The 20,403-nt window shown below is 59.7% G+C and carries 20 protein-coding genes and 2 tRNA genes; 17 read left to right on the plus strand and 5 right to left on the minus strand.

The features are described 5' to 3' along the window. Positions 1–4 precede the first annotated feature (4 nt). Positions 5–631, plus strand: coding sequence for an alanyl-tRNA editing protein (locus YA0848_RS05750; protein ID WP_169903243.1), 627 nt, complete (start codon positions 5–7; stop codon positions 629–631). Positions 632–662: 31 nt separating this feature from the next. Here YA0848_RS05750 and YA0848_RS05755 read toward each other — a convergent pair whose 3' ends face one another. Continuing rightward, positions 663–2,237: an alkaline phosphatase D family protein gene (locus YA0848_RS05755; protein WP_034137622.1), complete on the minus strand. Its 1,575-nt coding sequence runs from the start codon at positions 2,235–2,237 to the stop codon at positions 663–665. Beyond that, the gene (locus tag YA0848_RS05760; protein ID WP_034096704.1) at positions 2,234–2,788 is read right to left on the minus strand and encodes a GNAT family N-acetyltransferase; all 555 of its coding nucleotides are present in this window, start codon (positions 2,786–2,788) and stop codon (positions 2,234–2,236) included. The genes YA0848_RS05755 and YA0848_RS05760 overlap by 4 nt, the downstream gene beginning before the upstream one ends. A 190-nt stretch (positions 2,789–2,978) precedes the next feature. Here YA0848_RS05760 and YA0848_RS05765 point away from each other — a divergent pair, with 190 nt between their 5' ends. The 6 genes from YA0848_RS05765 (at position 2,979) to YA0848_RS05790 (ending at position 10,187) form a co-directional block, all read left to right on the plus strand. Beyond that, positions 2,979–3,386: an ExbD/TolR family protein gene (locus tag YA0848_RS05765; RefSeq protein ID WP_034096703.1), complete on the plus strand. Its 408-nt coding sequence runs from the start codon at positions 2,979–2,981 to the stop codon at positions 3,384–3,386. 2 nt (positions 3,387–3,388) lie between these two features. Next, complete coding sequence (locus YA0848_RS05770) at positions 3,389–4,114, plus strand: energy transducer TonB family protein (RefSeq protein WP_034096702.1); 726 nt, start codon at positions 3,389–3,391, stop codon at positions 4,112–4,114. A 24-nt stretch (positions 4,115–4,138) separates the two neighbouring features. After that, positions 4,139–6,418, plus strand: coding sequence for a TonB-dependent receptor (locus YA0848_RS05775; RefSeq protein ID WP_169903244.1), 2,280 nt, complete (start codon positions 4,139–4,141; stop codon positions 6,416–6,418). Between the two features lie 18 nt (positions 6,419–6,436). Then, the gene (locus YA0848_RS05780; protein WP_169903245.1) at positions 6,437–7,084 is read left to right on the plus strand and encodes a MotA/TolQ/ExbB proton channel family protein; all 648 of its coding nucleotides are present in this window, start codon (positions 6,437–6,439) and stop codon (positions 7,082–7,084) included. Positions 7,085–7,134: 50 nt separating this feature from the next. Further along, a complete protein-coding gene (locus YA0848_RS05785) occupies positions 7,135–8,352 on the plus strand; it encodes a phospholipase D-like domain-containing protein (protein WP_169903246.1) in 1,218 nt (405 codons plus the stop codon). 95 nt (positions 8,353–8,447) lie between these two features. Then, the gene (locus YA0848_RS05790) at positions 8,448–10,187 is read left to right on the plus strand and encodes a dipeptidase (protein ID WP_169903247.1); all 1,740 of its coding nucleotides are present in this window, start codon (positions 8,448–8,450) and stop codon (positions 10,185–10,187) included. Between the two features lie 99 nt (positions 10,188–10,286). On the opposite strand, the gene YA0848_RS05795 is transcribed toward YA0848_RS05790, so the two are convergent. After that, positions 10,287–10,362 (minus strand) — tRNA-Gly (locus tag YA0848_RS05795). A gap of 3 nt (positions 10,363–10,365) precedes the next feature. Continuing rightward, positions 10,366–10,441, minus strand: a tRNA-Glu gene (locus tag YA0848_RS05800). A gap of 728 nt (positions 10,442–11,169) precedes the next feature. On the opposite strand from YA0848_RS05800, the gene YA0848_RS05805 reads away from it, so the two are divergent. From YA0848_RS05805 to YA0848_RS05850, 10 genes are all read left to right on the plus strand, one after another. Beyond that, positions 11,170–12,063, plus strand: a complete 894-nt coding sequence (locus YA0848_RS05805) for a LysR family transcriptional regulator (RefSeq protein ID WP_039594026.1) — start codon at positions 11,170–11,172, stop codon at positions 12,061–12,063. Positions 12,064–12,557: 494 nt separating this feature from the next. Further along, positions 12,558–12,770: an AlpA family transcriptional regulator gene (locus YA0848_RS05810; protein WP_024718092.1), complete on the plus strand. Its 213-nt coding sequence runs from the start codon at positions 12,558–12,560 to the stop codon at positions 12,768–12,770. A gap of 36 nt (positions 12,771–12,806) precedes the next feature. Next, positions 12,807–13,670, plus strand: a complete 864-nt coding sequence (locus tag YA0848_RS05815; protein WP_024718093.1) for a ParA family protein — start codon at positions 12,807–12,809, stop codon at positions 13,668–13,670. Further along, the gene (locus YA0848_RS05820; RefSeq protein WP_039594025.1) at positions 13,654–13,914 is read left to right on the plus strand and encodes a hypothetical protein; all 261 of its coding nucleotides are present in this window, start codon (positions 13,654–13,656) and stop codon (positions 13,912–13,914) included. The genes YA0848_RS05815 and YA0848_RS05820 overlap by 17 nt, the downstream gene beginning before the upstream one ends. Further along, positions 13,907–15,631 (plus strand): ParB family protein, encoded by a 1,725-nt coding sequence (locus YA0848_RS05825; RefSeq protein ID WP_039594024.1) that lies wholly within the window; start codon positions 13,907–13,909, stop codon positions 15,629–15,631. The genes YA0848_RS05820 and YA0848_RS05825 overlap by 8 nt, the downstream gene beginning before the upstream one ends. A gap of 11 nt (positions 15,632–15,642) precedes the next feature. Further along, positions 15,643–16,203 carry a DUF2857 domain-containing protein gene (locus YA0848_RS05830; RefSeq protein WP_039594060.1) on the plus strand — a complete coding sequence of 187 codons (561 nt, stop codon included), beginning with the start codon at positions 15,643–15,645 and terminating at the stop codon, positions 16,201–16,203. Continuing rightward, positions 16,203–17,390 (plus strand): STY4528 family pathogenicity island replication protein, encoded by a 1,188-nt coding sequence (locus tag YA0848_RS05835; RefSeq protein ID WP_039594023.1) that lies wholly within the window; start codon positions 16,203–16,205, stop codon positions 17,388–17,390. Before YA0848_RS05830 ends, YA0848_RS05835 begins: the two co-directional genes overlap by 1 nt. A 617-nt stretch (positions 17,391–18,007) precedes the next feature. Beyond that, positions 18,008–18,832: a PFL_4669 family integrating conjugative element protein gene (locus tag YA0848_RS05840; protein ID WP_039594022.1), complete on the plus strand. Its 825-nt coding sequence runs from the start codon at positions 18,008–18,010 to the stop codon at positions 18,830–18,832. Beyond that, positions 18,829–19,344, plus strand: coding sequence for a DUF3158 family protein (locus tag YA0848_RS05845; protein WP_024718099.1), 516 nt, complete (start codon positions 18,829–18,831; stop codon positions 19,342–19,344). The genes YA0848_RS05840 and YA0848_RS05845 overlap by 4 nt, the downstream gene beginning before the upstream one ends. Next, a complete protein-coding gene (locus tag YA0848_RS05850) occupies positions 19,341–19,736 on the plus strand; it encodes a single-stranded DNA-binding protein (protein ID WP_019689279.1) in 396 nt (131 codons plus the stop codon). The genes YA0848_RS05845 and YA0848_RS05850 overlap by 4 nt, the downstream gene beginning before the upstream one ends. Positions 19,737–19,941: 205 nt before the next feature. Here the strand turns inward: YA0848_RS05850 and YA0848_RS05855 are convergent, their stop codons facing one another. Then, a complete protein-coding gene (locus tag YA0848_RS05855; protein ID WP_039594059.1) occupies positions 19,942–20,139 on the minus strand; it encodes a DUF7740 domain-containing protein in 198 nt (65 codons plus the stop codon). Positions 20,140–20,403 lie beyond the last annotated feature (264 nt).

Here is a 20,403-nt window from a genome sequence, read left to right on the forward strand (position 1 = left end):
AATGATGACCGAACGCCTGTTTTTTACCCACGACCACCTGACCGCCGAGCTTGAAGTGCTGAGTTGCACGCCCCACGACGATCACTTCGCGGTGATCCTGCAATCGACCCTCTTCCACCCTCAAGGCGGCGGGCAGCCGTTCGACACCGGCTGGCTGGGCGAAAGCCAGGTGCTGCGTGTCACCCAGGAGGCCGACCGCGTGGTGCATTATGTCGACCGCCCTGTAGAACCCGGTCCGATCACCGCAAGGGTCGATGAACAGCGCCGCGCCCTGCACACGCGCCTGCATTCGGCCGGTCACTTGATCGGCAACGTCGGCGAAACCCTCGGCTGGATGCCGATCAAAGCCCACCACTGGCCGGGCGAAGCCAAAGTGACGTTTATCCGAGGCGACGCGGCGCAAGCCATGCAGGCCGAGGCGATTCAACAGCAGCTCAACGAATGGATCGCCGCCGACTATCCCCGTCATATGGCCGTGGGCAACGGCACTCGCGAAGTCGGCTTCGGCGAACTGCCCGCCTACGCCTGCGGCGGTACGCATGTGCAGACATTGAGCGAATTGGGCCAAGTTACCATCCAGGCCCTGTCCGAGAAAAAGGGCGCGCTGTCGGTGCGCTATACCCTGGATTGAAGCGTGTGTTGAGCGTTCACCCATTACGCCCTCAAATCGCGACCGCCCCTGCTCTCCCCGGCTCCACCGCGAACGATTTGAGGGTCGACACCGTCGCCGCAGGGTCCTGCGGGTCACTGATGACACGCAGGTGCGTAAGCATCTGCCGCTCCTGCATCTCCACCGAAACGTAGCCGCGCTGGCGGCTGTCGAAAAACTTCACATGGGGGTTCATGGGCAGGATTTTGCTGAACGCCTCGAACGGCGGCCCATCGGAAGTCACCGAGGTGCCGACGAATTCGGTGGCGATCACCGGCGAATCCGGGTCATTGCCATCGACGTGTAGGTCGTTGGCCCAAAACGAGTGGATATCACCGCCCCAGAACACCGGGTTGTTCACCCGGTTGCGCTGAATAGACGCCAGCATCCTTGAACGATTGGCCATGTAGCCATCCCAACCGTCGGTCCAGCGGCCCGGCTTGTGGTTGGTCAGGTCCCGTTGCACCAGCGGCGCCACCAATAAGTCTTGAGCGATCACATTCCACTGCGCCCTGGAGTGGGCAAAGCCCTGATCCAGCCAAGCCTCTTGCTGCCACCCCAGCATCGTGCGGCCAGGATCGCGCAACTCGCTGCACGGGTTAGTCACCACATGCCCCTGATGACTGCCATTGGCCAACACGCAGGGTTGCTCGGAGCGGTATTGCCGACCATCGAGTACATGAAAACGGGCGAGTCGCCCGTAGTCCAGGCGCCGGTAAATGCGCATATCGGCGCCTTTGGGCTGGCTGCTGGCGCGCAGCGGCATATGTTCGTAATACGCCTGATAAGCCGCCGCCCTCTGCTGGAGAAATGGCGCCATCGGGGTTCTCGGGTCCTGGGACCAACGGTTGGCGTAGTCGTTCTGCACTTCGTGGTCGTCCCAGGTCGCCACGCTGGGGGCGGCAGCGTGCAGGGCCTGCAAATCCGGATCGGTTTTATACAGTGCATAGCGGTTGCGGTAATCGCTGAGGCTCACCGCGTTGCCACTGCCATGGGCGCGAAATACCTTGCCTGACTCCGGCGCGTAGGAACTGTCGTAGATATAGTCGCCCAGGAAAAATACCAGGTCCGGCTGCTCGGCGGCCAAGTGGCGATACGCACTGAAATAGCCACGCTCCCAATGGGAGCACGAGACAAATCCCACACGCGCCGATGTCATTGCCTGCAACGGTGGCGCCGTACGTGATTGCCCCACCGGGCTCTGCGCGCCCAGCCCTTCAAACTGATACCAATACGGCCGCCCCGCCTGCAGCCCTGCCACCTCCACATGCACCGAATGCGCCCAGCGCTCGCTGGCCATGACCTCCCCCTGGCGCACGATGCGCGTCATCGCCGCATCGCTGGCCACCCGCCAACGCACCGGCACCGCGCGGCTCAAGCCACCGCGTCCGTCTACGGCATTGAACCGCGGCGCCAGCCGCGTCCAGATCACAAAGCCATCCGGCAGCGGATCCCCCGAGGCCACCCCGAGGGTGAACGGATAGTCCACCCCGGCACTGCGGGCGAATGGACTGAGGATCGAAAACGTGGTGGCCACCGCCAGCCCGGCCAGCACCCGACGTCGCCCCTGATCGACCGGGCCGTTCATACGCGGTGCTCCCACTCAGAACGCAGGGCGGCGAACACCAGCATGTCCTCATGCACACCGTTCTTAAGAAACGCCCCGCGCAGACACCCCTCGTAGTGCAGACCGATTTTTTCCATGACCCGCGCCGATTCTTTATTACGGCTGAAGCACTGACTGCCCACGCGGTGCAGCCCCAACGCCTCAAACCCATAGGCCATCAAGGCAGTGGCGGCCTCAGCCGCAAACCCTTGGTTGCGCTCAGACGCCGCCACCCAGCCGCCCAAGTGCCCATACCCGTGTGCCGCGTTGATGCGCAGACTGACGACGCCGATCAATTCATCATCGTCGCGCCGGTGCATACCCAGGCTCAGCAACCCCGTGGCGCGAAACTTTTCCTGCATCCCCTCGATAAAATCCTGCGCGGTTTGCAGCGTGTAGGGCGACGGAATGCTGGCCGTGTTATCGGCGATCTTCGGCCCGTTGGCCAGGGCGCATAACCGCTCGGCCTGGTGCGGTTCCAGTGCGTGCAGCAGCAGGCGCGGGGTCGACAGATACGGCAATTGGCAACTCATTCCTAAGGGCCCTCAATGTAAATTTTTTGAGAATGCGCGCCTTGGATTTCAATTCTGTTACGCCGGAAAAATGACCCTAGAGTCTTCTGTAAGACCCGTCCTAGAGCCCTCAAAACGTCAATTAAAGTTAACCAATCGGTCATTTTTGCTTGTTAGCGTGTCGCCCCTAATTCAATAACGGGGTAAGGGAATGAGAACCTGGGACGAACCGAAAAAACGCAAGGCGCACATCGAATTGATCCCGATGATCGACGTGATGATGTTCCTTCTGGTGTTTTTCGTACTCGTGAGCCTGAACGTGATTCCGGCCCTCGGCATGAAGACGCAACTGCCCAGCGCCAGCAGCTCGCAGCAGCTCAAGCCGCAGAACAAATTCATCCTGACCCTGGGCGTGGAAGGCCAGTTGCAACTCGACGGCAAGGACCTCACCGTCGACGCCCTGGTACCGGCGCTCAAAGCCGCAGAGAAGCCCGATACCAAGTCGACGATCATCGTCAACAGCGATAAGGGCGTGGAGGTTTCGCGCCTGGTGGAAGTGATGGACACCCTGCGCCTGGGTGGCTTCACCTCCGTGTCCATTGCCACGCGTAAGTCCTGACCATGTACGTTCTGTTTCGTGTGCGCCAACTGCTGGGCAGTGTCCCGGCCGTGATCGCCCTGGTGCTGATTGCCATGGGGATCCAGTCCCAGACATTGAAGGTCGAGCCGGTGTATGACGAGTCGGCGGTCGAGCTGGCCCTGGTCGATCCGGAGCCAGAGCCGCCAGTCATCCCGGAACCGGTGGTTGAGCCGCCACCACCGGTGATCGAGGAAGCCGACGCCGAGCCGGCGCCGCCGCCTCCACCGCCTAAACCGTTGCCAAAACCCGAACCCAAGCCCAAGCCCAAACCGCTGCCCAAACCGGTAGTGGCGAAAGCCGCGCCTACTCCGCCCCCGGTTGCCGCCGCCAAACCGGTACCAGCCGTAACCGCCCCAGCGGCACCTGCGCCGGCACCGCCCGCGCCGCCGAAAGTCGACGGCCAAGCCTTGGAGGGTGGCTATCTCAAGGGCCTGCGCAACGAGTTGGACACGTACAAGCAGTATCCCACCGGCCGCCAGGCATCCCTCGAACGCCCGAGCGGCGAGGTGGTGGTTTGGTTGTTGGTGGATCGCCAGGGCCGCGTGCTGGATTCCGGCCTACAGACCCAGGCGTCGAGCATGTTGCTCAACCGGGCCGCCATCAACAGCTTGCGTCGTATCAAGCAAGTCAAGCCGTTCCCCGAGCAAGCCTTCGGGGGCCGCAATGAGCAGCGCTTCACCGCCACCTTTAACTACAGCGTGCAATAAGCACCCGACACCAGGACGACACTGATGAGGTTCACACGGATTCATCTGGCACTCGTTGCCGCGAGCATGGGGCATGGCATGGTCATGGCCGACACCAACGACAGCGATGTCGGCACCATTGGCGTGCAAGGCAAGGCCACGGCGGGTGGCGGCTACATGGTGCAGGAAGAAAGCATCAAGGGCCGCTCCACGGTGACCAAGGAAGCGCTGGATAAACAGACCGCCACCGGCAACGCCGTGGACAAGCTCAAATACACCCCGGGCCTGAACATCTCCAGCGAAGACAACACCGGGCTGTCGGGCTTTCGCTTCACCATGCGCGGCCTCAACTCCGACCAGGTGGGGATGTCGGTGGATGGCATGCCGATCAACGACTCGGGCAACTACGCGCTGTATTCCAACCTGCTGGGCGACCCGGAAAACATTGAGCAGATCTTCGTCACCCAAGGCTCAGCGGAGGCCGACGGCCCGCACATCGGCTCCAGCGGCGGCAACATCGGGATCGTGACCGTTCGCCCAACCAAAGAAACCGGCGCATTCGTCAAACAGATCATGGGCAGCAACGCCACGCGCAAGACCTTCGCGCGGCTAAATACCGGAGAGATCAACGGCCTGAGCAACTGGCTGTCGGCTTCGCATACCGAAGGGGACATGTGGCGTGGTTCCGGCGCCGTGCGCGCGGATAAAGTCGAGTGGAACAGCTTTTTCGACGCCGGCGATGGCAACACCGCCAACCTGATCCTCAAGTACCACGAGCAGGACAACAACAGTTACAGCCAGTTGACCAAGAGCCAGTTCCAACAGAACGGCCGCAAGTTCGACCCCTACCCCGCCACCCCATCGGTGGGCAGCAACGGCAAGGTCAACAGCTATTACGCCCTGGCACAGAACCCGTTCCAGACTTTTACCGGCGTGCTCAACACCCAATTCAAACTGGCCGACAACCTGGCCCTGTCGGTGATCCCGTATTACTACTGGGGCAACGGCAGCGGGGTCGGTTCGTCCAGCTATGCACTCAACCGCAGCTCCAACGTCGGTGGGGTGTTCGACCTGAGCAATTTGCCGACCGCCGCGCAGTACAACGCCGACGGTTCGTCCACCACCGGCGTTTACTACCGTCCTTCACGCACGCAGACCTGGCGCCCCGGCATCACCACCAAGCTGAACTGGGACCTGGAAGAGCACAGCCTGCAATTCGGTTACTGGTATGAGCGCGCGCGCCAAAGCCAGACCCAGCCGTTCATTGCCCTGAAAAACAGCGGCAAGCCCAGCGACACCTGGCCGGATGGCGATGCCGTGGTCGATGCCAACGGCAACACCGTACAGGGTCGCGACCGCTTTACCGTGACCCCGGCGCAGAAGGTCTGGGCCCAGGACACCTGGTACATCAACCCGGACTGGACCCTGGTGGCCGGCCTTGCCTACATGAACGTCAAGCGTGACGGCACCAACCACGGCAGCCTCACCGAGCAAGCCGAAAAACGTAACCAGACCTACAACAAACTGCTGCCCAACGCCGGCCTCAAATACCAGTTGGATGAGCGGGACCAGTTGTTCTATAGCCTCTCGCGCAACATGCGCATCCCGCAGAACTACGTGCTGTACGACAAGGGCGCCGGCTCCATCGACGCCAAACCGGAAACCAGCTGGAACCACGAGCTGGGCTGGCGCTACACCGATGACGACATGACCGTGGCCGCCACGCTGTTCTACATGCAGTTCAAGGATCGCCAGGTCTCCTCCAAGGACATCAACGGCGACTTCGCCGATATCAACGCCGGCTCCGTCAACAACAGTGGCCTGGAACTGGAATGGAGCGGCCTGCTGCCCCACCACTTCAACTACTACACCTCCTACACCTACACCAAGGCCGAGCAGCAAGACGACCTCACCGTTTATAACGCCGGCAAAGCCATCCTGTTGCCCACCAGCGGCAAGCAGTTCGCCAACGTGCCGAAGAACATGCTGGCGGCCAACATCGGTTATGACGATGGCCACTACTACGGCACCTTCGGCGGCAAATACACCAGCAAGCTCTACGGCGACCTGACCAACGACGAAGCCATCTCCGGCCGCACCGTATTCAACGCCGGTGCCGGTATCTACCTGCCGGTGGACAAGAAAGTGGTGAAGGACGCGACCCTGCGCCTGAACGTCGACAACCTGTTCGACAAGAAGTACCTGGACGGCGTCTACACCACCAAGACCAACTCCGCCAGCTACAGCGGTTTTCGCGACGGCGACCCGGCGTACATCGTAGGCCTGGAACGTACCGTGACGGTTTCCCTGGAAGCCAATTTCTAACTTGCGAGGTCAGTGAACATGGACATGAATTTGCTCCACGACATCACCTTCTATGTGATGTACGCCGCGATGGCGATTGCCATATTTATCACCATCGAGCGCGGCATCTACTTCGCCTATGTGCGCCGCCAGGCCCGCGCCCTTAACAAAGTGCTTGGCGCCAATGTGCACAGCGAACGCGACTTGCCTCAGGAGTTGGCCCGTCGCCATAGCCTGCCGTTGGATATGGTCTTGCCAGTACTGGCACAAAAAGCCTCCCACGGCTCGCGCAAAGACCTGGATGACGTAATCGAAAGCCAGTACCTGAGCACTCGCGCACCGTTGGCCCGCAGCCTGTGGATCATCGAAACCATCACCACCGCCGCGCCTTTGTTGGGCTTGCTGGGCACCATCCTCGGCATTATCGACACCTTCAAGGCGTTGGCCACGGCGGGGGTGTCGGACCCTGGGCAGATTTCCGGCGGCATCGGTACGGCGTTGTTCGCCACGGGCTTGGGGATTGCCATCGCGCTGTTCTGCGTGGTGTTTCATAACTTCTTCCAAGACAGCCTGGAGCGCATCAACGATCAGTTGAAAATCCTGCTGATCCGCGCCGCCACTGGCGCCCGCGTGCAGAGCGAAACGCCGCACCTGGTGCCGACGCCGTTGCACAGCCGCACCGCATAACCGTTTGAGCGGGCGCGCAATGCGCCCGCTTCTATTTAAAAGAGAGCCTTATGTCCGCCTCCTTGAAAATGCGTATCGCAGGCCTTGCCGGTTTGCTCCTCAGTCCGCTTGCCCAGGCGGACTTTTCAATTCCAGGATTTGAATTGGTACACACCGTACCAGTGGACACTGCCCTCGGCACCGCCGATCTACGTCAGCCGGGCCCGGTCTGGATCGAACTGTTCGACGGGGCGAAAAACACCATTGATATCGGCCAGTTCTACGCGGCCGATCATCCTGGGTCGGTCATGGACAAGGTCATCGACCACCTGGAGGCCGCTGGCAAGCGCGGTGTGAAGATTCGCTTTTTGATGGAAGAAAAAGGCATCAAGTTATCGGAGGGTTCAACCCTGGAACGCTTGCGTGCGATCCCCAACCTGACCTTCCGCGTGATGCCCTACGGGCAAGTCAGCGGCGGCATCATCCACGCCAAATACATGATTGTGGACGCTCGGCAGGCATTTGTCGGCAGCCAGAATTTCGACTGGCGCTCCCTGGAACATATCCATGAAACCGGGTTGCGCATCAGCGATGCCACGGTGGTGGGCCAGGTACAGGCGATTTTCGATCAGGACTGGCAAGCCCAGCAGGCGCTGGCCGAGCACCGACCGGTGCCATTGCCGGCGACCGGCCAGGCGCCTGTACGCACCGGCAATTACCTGGTGGCCAGCCCGCAGCGTTACAACCCGCCGGGGGTGGGCGACTCACAGCTGGAATTGCCCCGCTTGTTGGCGGAAGCGAAAAAAGAAGTCCGCGTGCAATTGCTCGACTACGCACCGCTGTCCTATGGACCGGACAATACGCGCCCCTACTATGCAGTGATCGACAATGCCGTGCGGGCCGCGGCCGCGCGCGGTGTGTCGATCAAGCTGATGGTGTCCAACTGGAACACCGACAAACTGGAACTGCCTTACCTCAAGAGTCTGGCCGTGCTGCCCAATGTGCAGATCAAAATTGTCACCCTGCCCGAGGCCAAACAGGGTTTTATCCCCTACTCGCGGGTAATTCACAGCAAGACCATGGAGATCGATGGTCAGCTCGCGTGGGTGGGCACCAGTAATTGGCTGGGCGGCTATCTGGATAATTCGCGCAACCTGGAGGTGGTGATGCGCAGCGAAACCATGGCCAAGCGTGTCGGGGATTTGCACCGACAGTTGTGGGACGGCCCCTACGCTAGAGCCCTGAACGTGACCGATGAGTATCCAGCGCCCCACCCTGGCCAGCATTGACCCGATACACCTGAGTGGTGGTAGTGTGTAGAAATGTTTCTGACAGTTTGATCAGAAACGTCCTACTCACTACTGGCAAAGGAATGCGACTGTCCATGCACTTTCCACTCAAACAATTAGTAGCTGCGAGCCTATTCGCGGCCAGCCTCACGGCCATTACAACACCGGCCTTCGCCAACATCACCGCCGAGCAAAGCACAGCGATTCTCAAGCAATTTGGTGAAACGCCAGTCAGCGATTTCCGCGGTTTCCTCGCCACCCTGGGCAAGGGCGATCTGGGCAAGACCGCCGATGTGGGCCCGGCGATCAACGCCTTTCTCGACAACAAAACCCTGAGTGCCGAGCAGCAGAACGAAATCAACCGTTTGCTGGGCATTTACACGCGGATCAAATACGGCAAGGCCGCTCTGGAGACGCTGCGGGAACTGGTGGAAATCCCGACCTTCAACGTGGACGGCGTACCGCAGTACCAGAACCCGGAATTCCTCAAGATCGCCGACAAGATCCAGGCCCTGGCCAAAGCTTTCAACCTGAACTTCCGTAACATCGACAACCGCGTGTACGAAATTTCCCTGGAAGGCAGCGGCGATGAAGTGGTCGGCATCCATGCCCACGCCGATGTGGTGCCGGTGACCCCGGAAAATTGGGTGCTGAAGGACGGCACCAAGCTCGACCCGTTCAAAGTCACACTGATCGGCGATCGCATGTACGGCCGCGGCACCGAAGACGACAAAAACGGCATCGTAGTGGCGATATATGCCATGAAGGTGATCAAGGAAGAGAAGCTGCCGCTGGCGCGCCAGTTCAAGCTGCTGGTGGACACCACCGAGGAAACGTCCGGCGACGCCATCCCGTATTACTTCGAACACAACCCGACCCCGCAGTACAACCTGGCACTGGATGGCGGTTACCCGGTGGTGATTGCCGAGAAAGGCTACGGCACGGTCATGGCCACGTTCCCGCGTCGCAAAGGTGAAGGCAGCGGCGCGGAAATCGTGGCGATGACCGGCGGCATGGCCACCAACCAGATTCCATCGGCATCGGTTGCCACGTTTGTCACCGATCAGCCGGCCGAACTGGCGGCTAGCCTGCAAAAGGCCGGCGCGGAATATGCCAAGCGCAACGGTGGTGATTTCGAAGTGGCCGCCAAGGTTGAGGGCAAGGATGTGAAACTGACCGTCACCGGCGTGTCGGCACACTCGTCCGAGCCGGAGTCGGGTGTCAACCCGGTGGCGCGCATGCTGGAGTTGATCCACAGCGTCGACGGCAAGATTGCCCTCAAGCACAACCACATCACCGATGCCGCGCGTTATGCGTCGGACAATTGGGGCCTGGATTACCTGGGCGGCAAGTTGGGCGTGGGCTTTGCCGACGAATTTATGGGCCCGCTGACCACCTCGCTGACATTCGTCGGCCAGGACGACAAAGCCTTCAAGCTAGCGGTGAACCTGCGCGTGCCGAAGGGCAAGTCGCCGGAAACGCTCAAAAAAGAAATCGCCGACAAACTCAGCGCCTGGGACAAAAACAGCAAAGTGGCGGTGGACTTCACCTATTCGATTGCCGAGCCGATGTACCGCAACCCGGAAGGCGAATGGGTCAAAGCGTTGCTGGCGGTCGCCACTGAAAACCTGGGCATGGAACATAAATTCGGCACCTCGGCCGGCGCCACCTCGGTGCATGAACTGCCCAACGGCGTGCAATTCGGCCTGGCTCGCCCGGAAGTGAAGTACACCGGGCATACCGACAATGAGTTCAAGACGGTCGATCAGTTCTTGCTGGACTTGCAGATCGTCACTGAAATGATGGGGCGCGTCGGGCAGTTGCCGAAGCTGTAATAGCAAAAAGCCCGCCGTGTTGGCGGGCTTCTCCAGCTTGATAAAAATCAAGCGCACACAAAAACGCCGATCATCGCTGATCGGCGTTTTCATTGAATATGGAGCGGGAAACGAGACTCGAACTCGCGACCCCGACCTTGGCAAGGTCGTGCTCTACCAACTGAGCTATTCCCGCAAATGGCGTCCCCTAGGGGACTCGAACCCCTGTTACCGCCGTGAAAGGGCGGTGTCCTAGGCCACTAGACGAAGGGGACACGCTACTGAAACACATGGTGTGTATTTCAGTGCCCAGAGGCCTCATCCGAAGACTTGGTCCTGGTTTCACTCAGTGCCGCCCGAGAGCAACACTGCTTAAAAATTGGAGCGGGAAACGGGACTAGAATCTAGCCTCTAACCTTATGATTTAAAAAGGTTTTCCTTGCTTCCTATCTCAGGAATGGACGCTATTGTGGACTTGTTCTGGCCCATTGGCAAGTCCTAAACCAAGTTTTTTTCCATTGATGGCCACAGACGGCCAACAACAACCATGACTCACCCTTCACACGTCCCTGAGGCGAGTTGTTCGTGGAGGGGCAATAAGACCTCGTTGCCCCAACGAGACGGTCGCTCGGCAGTGCATGTGAGGGTGTCATGACAGGCCGCCCCTCATCCTCAGACCAGCCCAAGCCCAAGCCCCGCTCGTAACGCAACGTCTCGGCGATTGCCAGCAGTGATCTGCGCTCGGCAAAGCACCAACGCGCACGGCTGGCCCGCCCCACCGATCAAGCACCTTTCGCAACGGCAGGGTCACGCAGCGGCGCCGGTAGGATCAACACTTCAGGAAGCAGTCACACAATTGCGATTTGTGCATGTCCACTTTGGCCACGTCAAAACTTATGGATTGCATCACACAGCAATTCACCGAAACCACTACCAGTGCGCGAATAACAGAGCACTGCTCGCGGTCAAAGAGCATGTCAACAACCAACAAGGAAGATACACCATGAGAATACGTCACCTGCGCTATTTCCTTATCGTCGCTGAAGAACAAAGCTTTGCTCGTGCGGCGGCCAGAGTTCACATCGAACCTTCCCCGTTGTCCAGAGCCATAAGAGATCTTGAATCCTATCTCGGTGTCCGACTGCTCCATCGCACCAAGGGGCGTATACAGCTGACTTGGCCTGGGGAGATTTTCCGTGAAGAGGCTCGCCGCGTACTTGCCTTCATGGATAACGCCCTGACACGAGTGCAATCGGCCTCCCAGGGCTATCGCGGCAGGGTACGTATAGCCATCGCCGATAGCCTGGCTCAGCCTCGGCTGACACAGCTACTGGCTCGATGCCGAGAGGAGGAACCTACCACCGAGATTCGGATTGTTGAAATGACTGTCAACGAGATGCACAAAGCGCTCTTACACGACGAGATAGATGCGGGTTTCACTGTCGACAGCACAGTAGCCACCAATGGACTCACAAAGTTTAGGGTTTGGGCCGAACGCCCTGCCATTGCTATTCCGACTCACCATCCACTGCTTTCCCTGGATAAAGTGCCTCTTGGGGAAGCACTCCGGTACCCCCTGATTCTCTGCCATCCTGAACGTTGCGCCGGCGGACGTAATGTCATTAATCATTGGTTTGAGGACGACTCGCTGCCCTCTCCCAACATTGCTGAACATGTTTCTGGTCATGAGCCCATGATGATGCTGGTGGCCGCTGGCTATGGCATTGGTATCGGGTTGGAATCGCAGCTTTCCATTTACAACCACCCTGACGTCATTGTTCGGCCGGCTATCGACGATATCCCCGACACGGCAACATTCATCGTTGTACCGGAGAGGCCAATTTCAGCAGAGCTGAAGCGCTTCATTAAAAGAGCGCAACAAATCGGGGAAGCATGACCGATGCGTGAGCAAGAATGATCACCCAATCCTCAGATCTGGACTCTCACATTAAGTTCCATACATTTTTGTCTGGGGCACGACCCAAATATTCCCTTCATCGTCGCGAGATAATGGGGATAGCCTTTGAATTCTTGGTGTGCACCGGCTCATGCACAAGCGCGCTAGCTTGTAGCGCTTGTCAATCGCAACCTACCGTTACTGACGGACATTTTTTGTCGCCCGCATGATAGAAAATGTCGCGCTCACTCGCGCATAGATTAAACAGCGAGCGTCCGCCAGACGGACTATTTATCAAGACGCCGAACCTTTTAACAGTGTCAGTTCCACGGATAGCGTTGGCCGCAATGCTTCGCCTCGCAGCCTTAGCTTCAATGACGAAGCATGAATACGACGGTCAGCACAATCCTATTGTTTGATGTGCGTCAGGGGTGACATCGATTCAATACGGGTCACGCCCAACACGTGCCACTGAGCATTAAGGAGTGACCATTATGTCTGAACAGAACTCGGCTCCGATTACGGAGCGGCGCATTCTCCGCCGGCCTGAAGTCGAGGCAAAGACAGGCTTCAAGCGTGCCTATCTTTACAGCCTCATGAAGGCGGGACAATTCCCCAAAGCCATAAAACTTGGCGTCCGTGCCGTTGGCTGGGACTCCGCTGAGATCGACCAGTGGATCACTGACCGTCTTAAAGAACGCGCCTGACTGAGCTCCCCATTCCTTACCAAAGAGGAGCACGCCATGCAGGTGATTTCTGTTATCTCGACCAAAGGCGGCGTAGGAAAAACCACCGTAGCCGCGAACCTCGGCGGCTTTATTGCCGATGCCGGCCTAAGGGTTCTGCTGCTCGATCTTGATATGCAGCCGACGCTGTCATCCTACTACGAGCTTGCCCGTCGCGCGCCATGCGGGATCTATGAGCTGCTGGCATTCAACGAGCGCGACATTGCGCGGCTGGTATCGCGCACCGTCATAGACCGGCTGGACGTGATTCTGTCCAATGACGCGCATCGACAGTTAAACACCCTCTTGCTGCATGCCCCGGATGGGCGGCTTCGACTGCGGCACCTGCTACCGGTGTTACAGCCGCATTACGACCTGGTGCTACTCGATACTCAAGGCGCTCGCAGTGTGCTGCTCGAGATGGCCGTGCTGGCGTCCGAGCAGGCGGTCTCGCCCGTAACCCCCGAGATCCTCGCCGCGCGTGAAATGCGCCGAGGCACTCTGCAGCTCATCGAAGACATCGCCCCCTATAGGCATTTGGGCATTAACCCGCCACACCTTCATCTCCTGCTCAACCGCGTACCCGCGGTGTCAGCCAATGCAAAGCTGATCCAACAGACACTGCGTTTGATCTACCGAGATCAGGAAGGGGTTCACGTCCTGCGTACCGAGATCCCCGCGATCGAGGCATTTCCCCGAGCGGCAACGCGTGGTTTGCCGGTCCATAGGGTTGAGCACCGACGGCCCACTGGCCGAGTCGCGGCAGCCGCACTGGACATTGTCCGCGGGCTGGCCAGCGAACTGTGCCCGCAATGGCAGGAACAGTTCGCCCTGGTCACCGGGAAGTGTGAGGGGAGACATTCTCATGTCGAACGCCCATGAACTGGCCCGTGGCCACAAGCGACTCCTTCCGCTGATTGAACATGCCCTGAGCGAGGGTTGGAATGTCTCCCGAACACCTGGCGGGCACTTGAAATTGGTCAAGCCGGGCTTACCGCCGATTTATACCAGCGCGACAGCCAGCGATCACCGGGCAGAATGCAATGCGCGCGCCATGCTGCGGCGCGCACAACGTCACGCCACCGTGGTCGAGCACCATGTCCAGGAGGCGGCTGACTATGACTGATGCCTCCCCAGAAGACATCGCCAGCAAGCTCCTGAGCGATGGTTTCACACGCAACGGCCCGGTAGCGAGTTCGATGAGCGATCCGATCGCCGACACGCCAATGGTGGTGACGCTGGACCAGTTGCGCTCCTATGAGCTCGATCCGAGGCTGACGCGCAATCCGCTGTACGAGGAGATCAAAGCGTCCATCCGCCAGCGAGGGCTGGATGCCCCCCCGCCGATCACCCGACGCCCCGGTGCCGATCACTACATCATCCGTAACGGCGGCAACACGCGCCTGGCGGTACTGCGCGATCTGTGGCGTGAGAGCAAAGACGAGCGATTCTTCCGTATCGGCTGCCTGTTCCGCCCATGGCCGGAGCGCGGTGAGATCGTTGCCCTGACGGGACATCTGGCAGAAAACGAACTTCACGGTGGCCTGTCGTTTATCGAACGTGCCATGGGTGTTGAAAAAGTCCGTGAGCTCTATGAGCAGGAGGATGGTAAATCGCTGTCGCAGTCAGAGCTTGCCCGACGCCTCAAGGCTGATGGCTACCCCGTGCCTCAGCCCCACATCAGCCGCATGCAGGAGGCCATCCAGTTCCTGCTGCCCGCGATACCGAAGGTGCTCTATGCCGGCCTCGGGCGCCCCCAAGTCGAGCAACTGACCAGCCTGCGTAGGGCCGGTTCCCGGATCTGGGATGCGCGCATGACCAGAAACAGTGCGAGCATTGATTTTGCGACGCTGTTCCAGGACGTCCTGATGGTATTTGACTCCCCAGGGAGCTTTGCGGCGCAGCGAGTACAGGATGAGCTGATCGGTCAAATGGCCGATTTGCTTGGGGTGGACTATGACACGCTGGCATTCGAGATCACCGATTCCGAGAAACGCTGGCAACTGCTAAATAGTGCCCCCCACAACACGTCCAGCACGGCGACTACCGGACAGACACCCACGAGCCAGCCAACATTGCCATCGACGGTCGCACAGCCTCCGTCAGCATCCACACCGCGGACGACGGAGACATCCCGAACATCTGCAAGCGAGCCCCATACGCTCCAAGGTGTATCGGCAACACGTCCTCCGGCCGACGCGGTTGAGGATCAACAGGACAAGGACGATCGCTCGGCCTTGTTTCAGGAACATATCGTTTCGCCTGCCGAGACCACCGATCGCCTGCAGTCGATCCAGCGACTGGTGGCTGACCACACCGGCGAGGCACCACCTGATTTCGGAACAAACGTCCTGCAGGCCATCCCTGTCCAGGCGGGAGGTCTCTATCCGATCTCGGATGTCTGGTACATCGATCCCAGCCTCGATACACCCGATCGGTTGCGCATCCACATCGCTCAATTCGCGCGTGAGATCGCCAACGAAGCGGGTCGGGATGATGGCATCGCCGCCTGCAACGAGGGCATCGGCTTCACGTGCGCACGAACGTTTGGCGAGTTGGACACGCCATCAAATCTCCCTGGCGCGTTACTGTCACTGCTGCATGCCTTGAGCGCCCCCTATCAGCCGGTCGGCACGTTGCCTGTACGCATCAACACAGCACAACTGGCCGAGGACCTGGGCACTCTTTTACTGGGGCAGGTGCGCACGCCCTCATCGCAGCAAGTCGTGCGTCTGAGCGACAGTGGGTTGGTGAAGCTTTTCCGCTTGTTGAGGCTTGCCAGGCGATTGCTGGACATCGAGGCCCGCATCACTGATGGCGACACCGCCATGAACGGATCATGAGGACGGCCGCCATGCCCGATCCCCATCCGCTCAATCAGGCCGTGATCGCGCAAGCACTCCATGATTTGCGCAACGGCCAGCTGCGCCGGGCAAAATCCATGGGATTCGACGACACGGCGCTGGAGGCGCTCAAGCACCCGGCCATGGCCAGTCTCCTGGCCAACGCGACCGTTAAATGGTGCTCAGTGAGCGTGAACCAGGAGGTGCTGCATCATCTCCTGAGCCAAGTGAATGATGTCACCCGGGAGATTGAAGAAATCGATCGGCTTCTGCGGTTGGGCGCGAGCACGGAACTCATCAGCAAGTTCTACGGTTTGACTCACCAGGAGATCGCCCTCAGGCGCGACGTCATCGGGCTACCGAAACGCAAGGGCCGGCATCCGGTCCTGTCAGAAGAACAGGACGCTGATCTCTGGCATCGCTGGTCAGAGACCGTTAAAGGCCGTGGCACCGCGTTGAACGACGACATGGCAGTGCTGGTGATTACAGCCGATCTTGCCGAATGCACGGGCCTGCCCATCTCAGTGATCTGGAGCGCTATCCGAGGGTGGATTGATGAAGGGCTGGTCTGATGGGCAGTCCACGTCATTCACGCGGTCCCGTATCGCTGGGGGAGCTATTCGACCAGGCACTGCAGCACATGCAACCTCCCCCGGACACAACACCGGCGCCGACTCCGGCAACCCCTCCCTCTGATGGATTCATCTTCAGCGGCAACCGCCATGACAGCGTGCCACGTGCGTTGCTGCTGGATAACCGGCTGACCCCGCTTGAACGAAATGCCTGGCAGGTCTTTCGTCTGCTGCTCAACGATGACGGGGTCACCGCCTTCCCCACCTACGATCAGCTCTGCCCCTATCTGGCCTCAATGCCGTGCACGGCCCGTGCGTCCCATGAGACCGTCGCGCGTGCGCTAACGTTGCTGCGCCTGACGCGCTGGATCAGTCTGGTGAGGCGCCGTCGTGATCCGAAAACAGGACAAATACAGGGCAATCTCTATGTGCTGCATGACGAGCCCCTGACGCCCTATGAAGCCATTCAGCTCGACCCGGATTATTTGGGTCTGGTCAGCCAGGCATTGAATCGCGCCAGCAAGTCCGTCCAGCGTGTCGGTGTGCACACGCTCAAAGAAATGGCCGACGACCCGCTGCTCAGCGGGCGGATACTGCCGAGCAGGCTCCGGGTGCTGTCGCAGCGATTGGCTGCGCAAGGCTGGACCGAAGAGCAACGTTATCCACAACCTGGGGATGACCACGAATCCGAAGAAGGTCCCAAAGACTTACTTCGGAATCCGCCCCCCCCGACTTCGGAATCCGAAGCAGGCGTAAAACCCAGTAAAACCGACTCACTTCGGAATCCGAAGACCGATAGTACTGTACGTAAAGAAAAAGAATTAAAAGAAGTACGTACAGTACCGCGCGAGCGGGGGAAACTTCGCCTACCCGAACGCTTCCTGTCACTCAAAGCAGAGCAGCAATTAGGCGCGCTGACTGCATTGCAGCCCGTGGATACCGAGTTGCACCAGGCCATCCTCGACGAATGGGATGGGCGGTGTCGGGCAAGCTCGGTGCGTAGCCCTGCGGGCTACCTGTTTGGCATCATTCAGAAGGCCATGAAGGGTGAGTTTCACGCCTGGGTCGGTCAGAAGACAACCAGCCCCCCGGTAAGCCAGCCCTCACAGCCACCGCCAACGCAGGCTGTCGCCCCTGAAGTCGCCCGAAAGAACATCGCAAGGCTGCGCTCTCTGCTCGGCAGGTGAAAGCAGCACCCACGGGGCGTCAATGGCGTTTTGCCAATGCTCAACCTCAGGGTTTGTCCTATACCTCTGCCAGCAAGTCCAACGACGTCCATGATCGCCTATACCACTGGTATAGTCGAACACACTGCCTTCCCTTCAATGCATCACCTCCAGCCCCGGGGTCTTCCGCCTGAAGCGTCCACCGAAGGCCATCGTCGCCTATACCACTGGTATAGTTGAACAGGCTGCCTTCCTTGCAACGCATCACCTCCAGCCGCAGAGTCATTCGCCTGAAGAGTCCACCGAAGGCCACCGTCGCCTATACCACTGGTATAGTTGAACAGACTGCCTTCCTTGCAACGTATCACCTCCAGCCTCAGGTCATCAGCTTGAAGAGTCCACCGAAAGCCACCGTCGCCTATACCACTGGTATAGTTGAACAGGCTGCCTTCCGGCAACGGTGTCGGGCAACGGACGCAGAATGCCTCACGCCACCCTCTCATCCGCAGGGAGGTGCAAGATTCCACTGCGGCAGTGCGAATTCACAAACAGGCGGTCATGCGGTGCGGTTTGATGACTGACACCCTTCCGGCCAATGCCGATGCTGGCGACTCGTTTCTTCACCGAGAGTCGTCACGATGGCCACCGAACCCGAATCTCCCCTGCAGTTGAACCTTGGGTCACTGCGCAGCGCCATGTCGCTAACGCTACATACCCATCATGCATCTCGCATCTGGCATGGACGCGCGCCCTCCGAGGGCAAACCCGGCATTGTCGGGCTCAACGGCTTTGTCGCCATCATGACCAAGCTCAAACGCGGCGCCGAGCAGGATGATCCGTACTCCGACTGGTGGATGCTGCGCATTGAGGACAAGCTCAGCGCCACCAAAGAACAGCTTCAGACCTTACGCGAACAGGTTGATCAGGCGCTGGCCGATGTGCCGGCGGCACTCAGTCTGGGCGAGAACCTCAACGTCCAGCCGGTAAAGCTACCCCTGTTCGTGGCCTCGCAACTCGGCTTCATGGCGGTCTATCTGCTGGCCGACTACGACGACCTGGCCCGGCGCCTGATCCTGGCGCATCACACCGCCTTGATTGAGCGCAGCACCCTTGAGCGCTGGCTCAATGAGGGCGCACATGCGCTGCGCAGCCTTTTCAGCCTGGCGCAGCAGTACCGCTACTCCGGTACGAAGCGCGATGATTTCGCCGCAAACAACGCCGCGGCGCGTGCCGCCCTGGAGAAATACGGTGAACTGCCGCAGGACGTGCTGGAAGGCACGCGCCGTTCACGCTTCGCACCGCCGCTCATCCGTCGTGCCCCTTTTGCGGCGCTAACTCCGTCAACAACCTCCGATATTGCGCCAGCCGGTGAACCCGACGCGGCTGAGCCAGCCGTATCTGCCGGGAGACCTCTGGGCGAAGATTCTTCCGTCTCGTTGGACCGCGAGGACCACCCAGCATGACCGCATCCAACCGCTTCTTGGCACTGGAACAGGCGGACTTCCAGCGGCTGGAACACGCAGGCTACCTAAAAGGCCTTTTAAAACCTTTTAAAGGTAATGGGGAGCTTGCGACCTGGGCCAGCCAGTGCAAAGCACTGCGGGACGATCTGATCGGACTGGCGCAGCGCAAGGTGCTGTCGCAGGCCCGCAGCCACCCCTTCAACCTCCTTCCTGTGCAACTGGCCCAGCAAACCACTGGCGCAGGCACGACCTTTCTGCGCTGGCGCAACCTTGATCGCTCGCGCATGGGTACGGCGTTGTGGGAGGAGCTGCTTGCCAGCCCCGGCACACCGGCATCGCTGATCGACGACCTCTACGCCATGGAGGTGCAGCGCATCGTGCTGAACCTGCAGATTAGCCTCACTCACAGCATCGTTCGCCAAACCTCGGAGTGCGCCAGCAAGTTGGTCCACGTCGAGGGGGCTTACCAACGGCGTGTCCACGCCACCACCCCCAAGGAGTCGCACCCATGAGCACGCATTTCTACGGCGAGGGCAACATCGGTTCTGCGCCAGAATTCCGCGAGTTTCCGAACGGCAACAATGAGCCGCGCAGGCTGCTACGCCTGAATGTCTATTTCGACAATCCCGTGCCTACCAAGGAGGGCTTTGAAGATCGCGGTGGGTTCTGGGCGCCGGTCGAGATCTGGCATCGCGACGCCGAGCGCTGGGCCGCGCTGTACCAGAAGGGCATGCGCGTCTTGGTCGAAGGTCGGGCGGTGAAAGACGATTGGGAGGATGCGGACGAAAACGAGCGCGTGACCTTCAAGATCGAAGCGCGTCGCGCTGGCATCCTGCCTTATCGCATTGAGTCTGTCGTGCTCGGGGCCAAGCCCGCGGCAGCGGAGCCAGCCGAGAACGAGTGATCATTCCCGCCCTGCGTGCCCCTTTCCCGTTGAGCGATTGCGTCAACCACCAGTCGCTCACCGGGCAACAGCCAGCGTCCATGGCGTTCCACTGAGATCCACCGCTCGCGGCACATGGAGAAGTTTCCGGAGAACCAACCTTACGGCCTCCATTCGCGGCCTCATCGCTTCCGGCTACTCTTGCAGACGCTTCTCGCTTGCCACATCAGTCCAAATTTTCCGCGATATGGAACACAAGTTTGAGCGGTTCCTTGCTGTCGACTATCTGGTACATCACCTCCCGCCTGCTTCTCGGCAGCGTTTTGGCACAGCGCTTCGCCGTATCCCGCACGGCGGCATCCGTACCGTGGATGGTCGCCGCCAACAGCAGCACCAGGTATGCATCGGTAAGTGTCTTCGCCATCACCTCACTCTCGTTGCAAATCGTCACTAACGCTCGGCCCATTGCATAGTGTCTTTCTTCGGCTGATCAGGGGGCAGCTTAATGGCCATTACTCGCTGTCTCACCACTTTGTACCCACCCGCTTGGGTCTGAATCATCTCAAGTTGCTCCACTGACGTCCACTGAGATTGCTGTCCGCGGTACATGACGATGCCCCCGATGTTCCATCTCACGACACGCTTGAACCTCCTGAGCACTCCATCACTCGCCGCTTACGTCGATCTG

The sequence above is a fragment of the Pseudomonas sp. S4_EA_1b genome, from assembly GCF_016307435.1.
Lineage (GTDB): Bacteria > Pseudomonadota > Gammaproteobacteria > Pseudomonadales > Pseudomonadaceae > Aquipseudomonas > Aquipseudomonas rhodesiae.

Coding starts and splice junctions, on each gene's coding strand:
- YA0848_RS05750 (WP_169903243.1), top strand. CDS start 5: ATGACCGAACGCCTGTTTTTTACCCACGACCACCTGACCGCCGAGCTT.
- YA0848_RS05755 (WP_034137622.1), bottom strand. CDS start 2,237: ATGAACGGCCCGGTCGATCAGGGGCGACGTCGGGTGCTGGCCGGGCTG.
- YA0848_RS05760 (WP_034096704.1), bottom strand. CDS start 2,788: ATGAGTTGCCAATTGCCGTATCTGTCGACCCCGCGCCTGCTGCTGCAC.
- YA0848_RS05765 (WP_034096703.1), top strand. CDS start 2,979: ATGAGAACCTGGGACGAACCGAAAAAACGCAAGGCGCACATCGAATTG.
- YA0848_RS05770 (WP_034096702.1), top strand. CDS start 3,389: ATGTACGTTCTGTTTCGTGTGCGCCAACTGCTGGGCAGTGTCCCGGCC.
- YA0848_RS05775 (WP_169903244.1), top strand. CDS start 4,139: ATGAGGTTCACACGGATTCATCTGGCACTCGTTGCCGCGAGCATGGGG.
- YA0848_RS05780 (WP_169903245.1), top strand. CDS start 6,437: ATGGACATGAATTTGCTCCACGACATCACCTTCTATGTGATGTACGCC.
- YA0848_RS05785 (WP_169903246.1), top strand. CDS start 7,135: ATGTCCGCCTCCTTGAAAATGCGTATCGCAGGCCTTGCCGGTTTGCTC.
- YA0848_RS05790 (WP_169903247.1), top strand. CDS start 8,448: ATGCACTTTCCACTCAAACAATTAGTAGCTGCGAGCCTATTCGCGGCC.
- YA0848_RS05805 (WP_039594026.1), top strand. CDS start 11,170: ATGAGAATACGTCACCTGCGCTATTTCCTTATCGTCGCTGAAGAACAA.
- YA0848_RS05810 (WP_024718092.1), top strand. CDS start 12,558: ATGTCTGAACAGAACTCGGCTCCGATTACGGAGCGGCGCATTCTCCGC.
- YA0848_RS05815 (WP_024718093.1), top strand. CDS start 12,807: ATGCAGGTGATTTCTGTTATCTCGACCAAAGGCGGCGTAGGAAAAACC.
- YA0848_RS05820 (WP_039594025.1), top strand. CDS start 13,654: ATGTCGAACGCCCATGAACTGGCCCGTGGCCACAAGCGACTCCTTCCG.
- YA0848_RS05825 (WP_039594024.1), top strand. CDS start 13,907: ATGACTGATGCCTCCCCAGAAGACATCGCCAGCAAGCTCCTGAGCGAT.
- YA0848_RS05830 (WP_039594060.1), top strand. CDS start 15,643: ATGCCCGATCCCCATCCGCTCAATCAGGCCGTGATCGCGCAAGCACTC.
- YA0848_RS05835 (WP_039594023.1), top strand. CDS start 16,203: ATGGGCAGTCCACGTCATTCACGCGGTCCCGTATCGCTGGGGGAGCTA.
- YA0848_RS05840 (WP_039594022.1), top strand. CDS start 18,008: ATGGCCACCGAACCCGAATCTCCCCTGCAGTTGAACCTTGGGTCACTG.
- YA0848_RS05845 (WP_024718099.1), top strand. CDS start 18,829: ATGACCGCATCCAACCGCTTCTTGGCACTGGAACAGGCGGACTTCCAG.
- YA0848_RS05850 (WP_019689279.1), top strand. CDS start 19,341: ATGAGCACGCATTTCTACGGCGAGGGCAACATCGGTTCTGCGCCAGAA.
- YA0848_RS05855 (WP_039594059.1), bottom strand. CDS start 20,139: ATGGCGAAGACACTTACCGATGCATACCTGGTGCTGCTGTTGGCGGCG.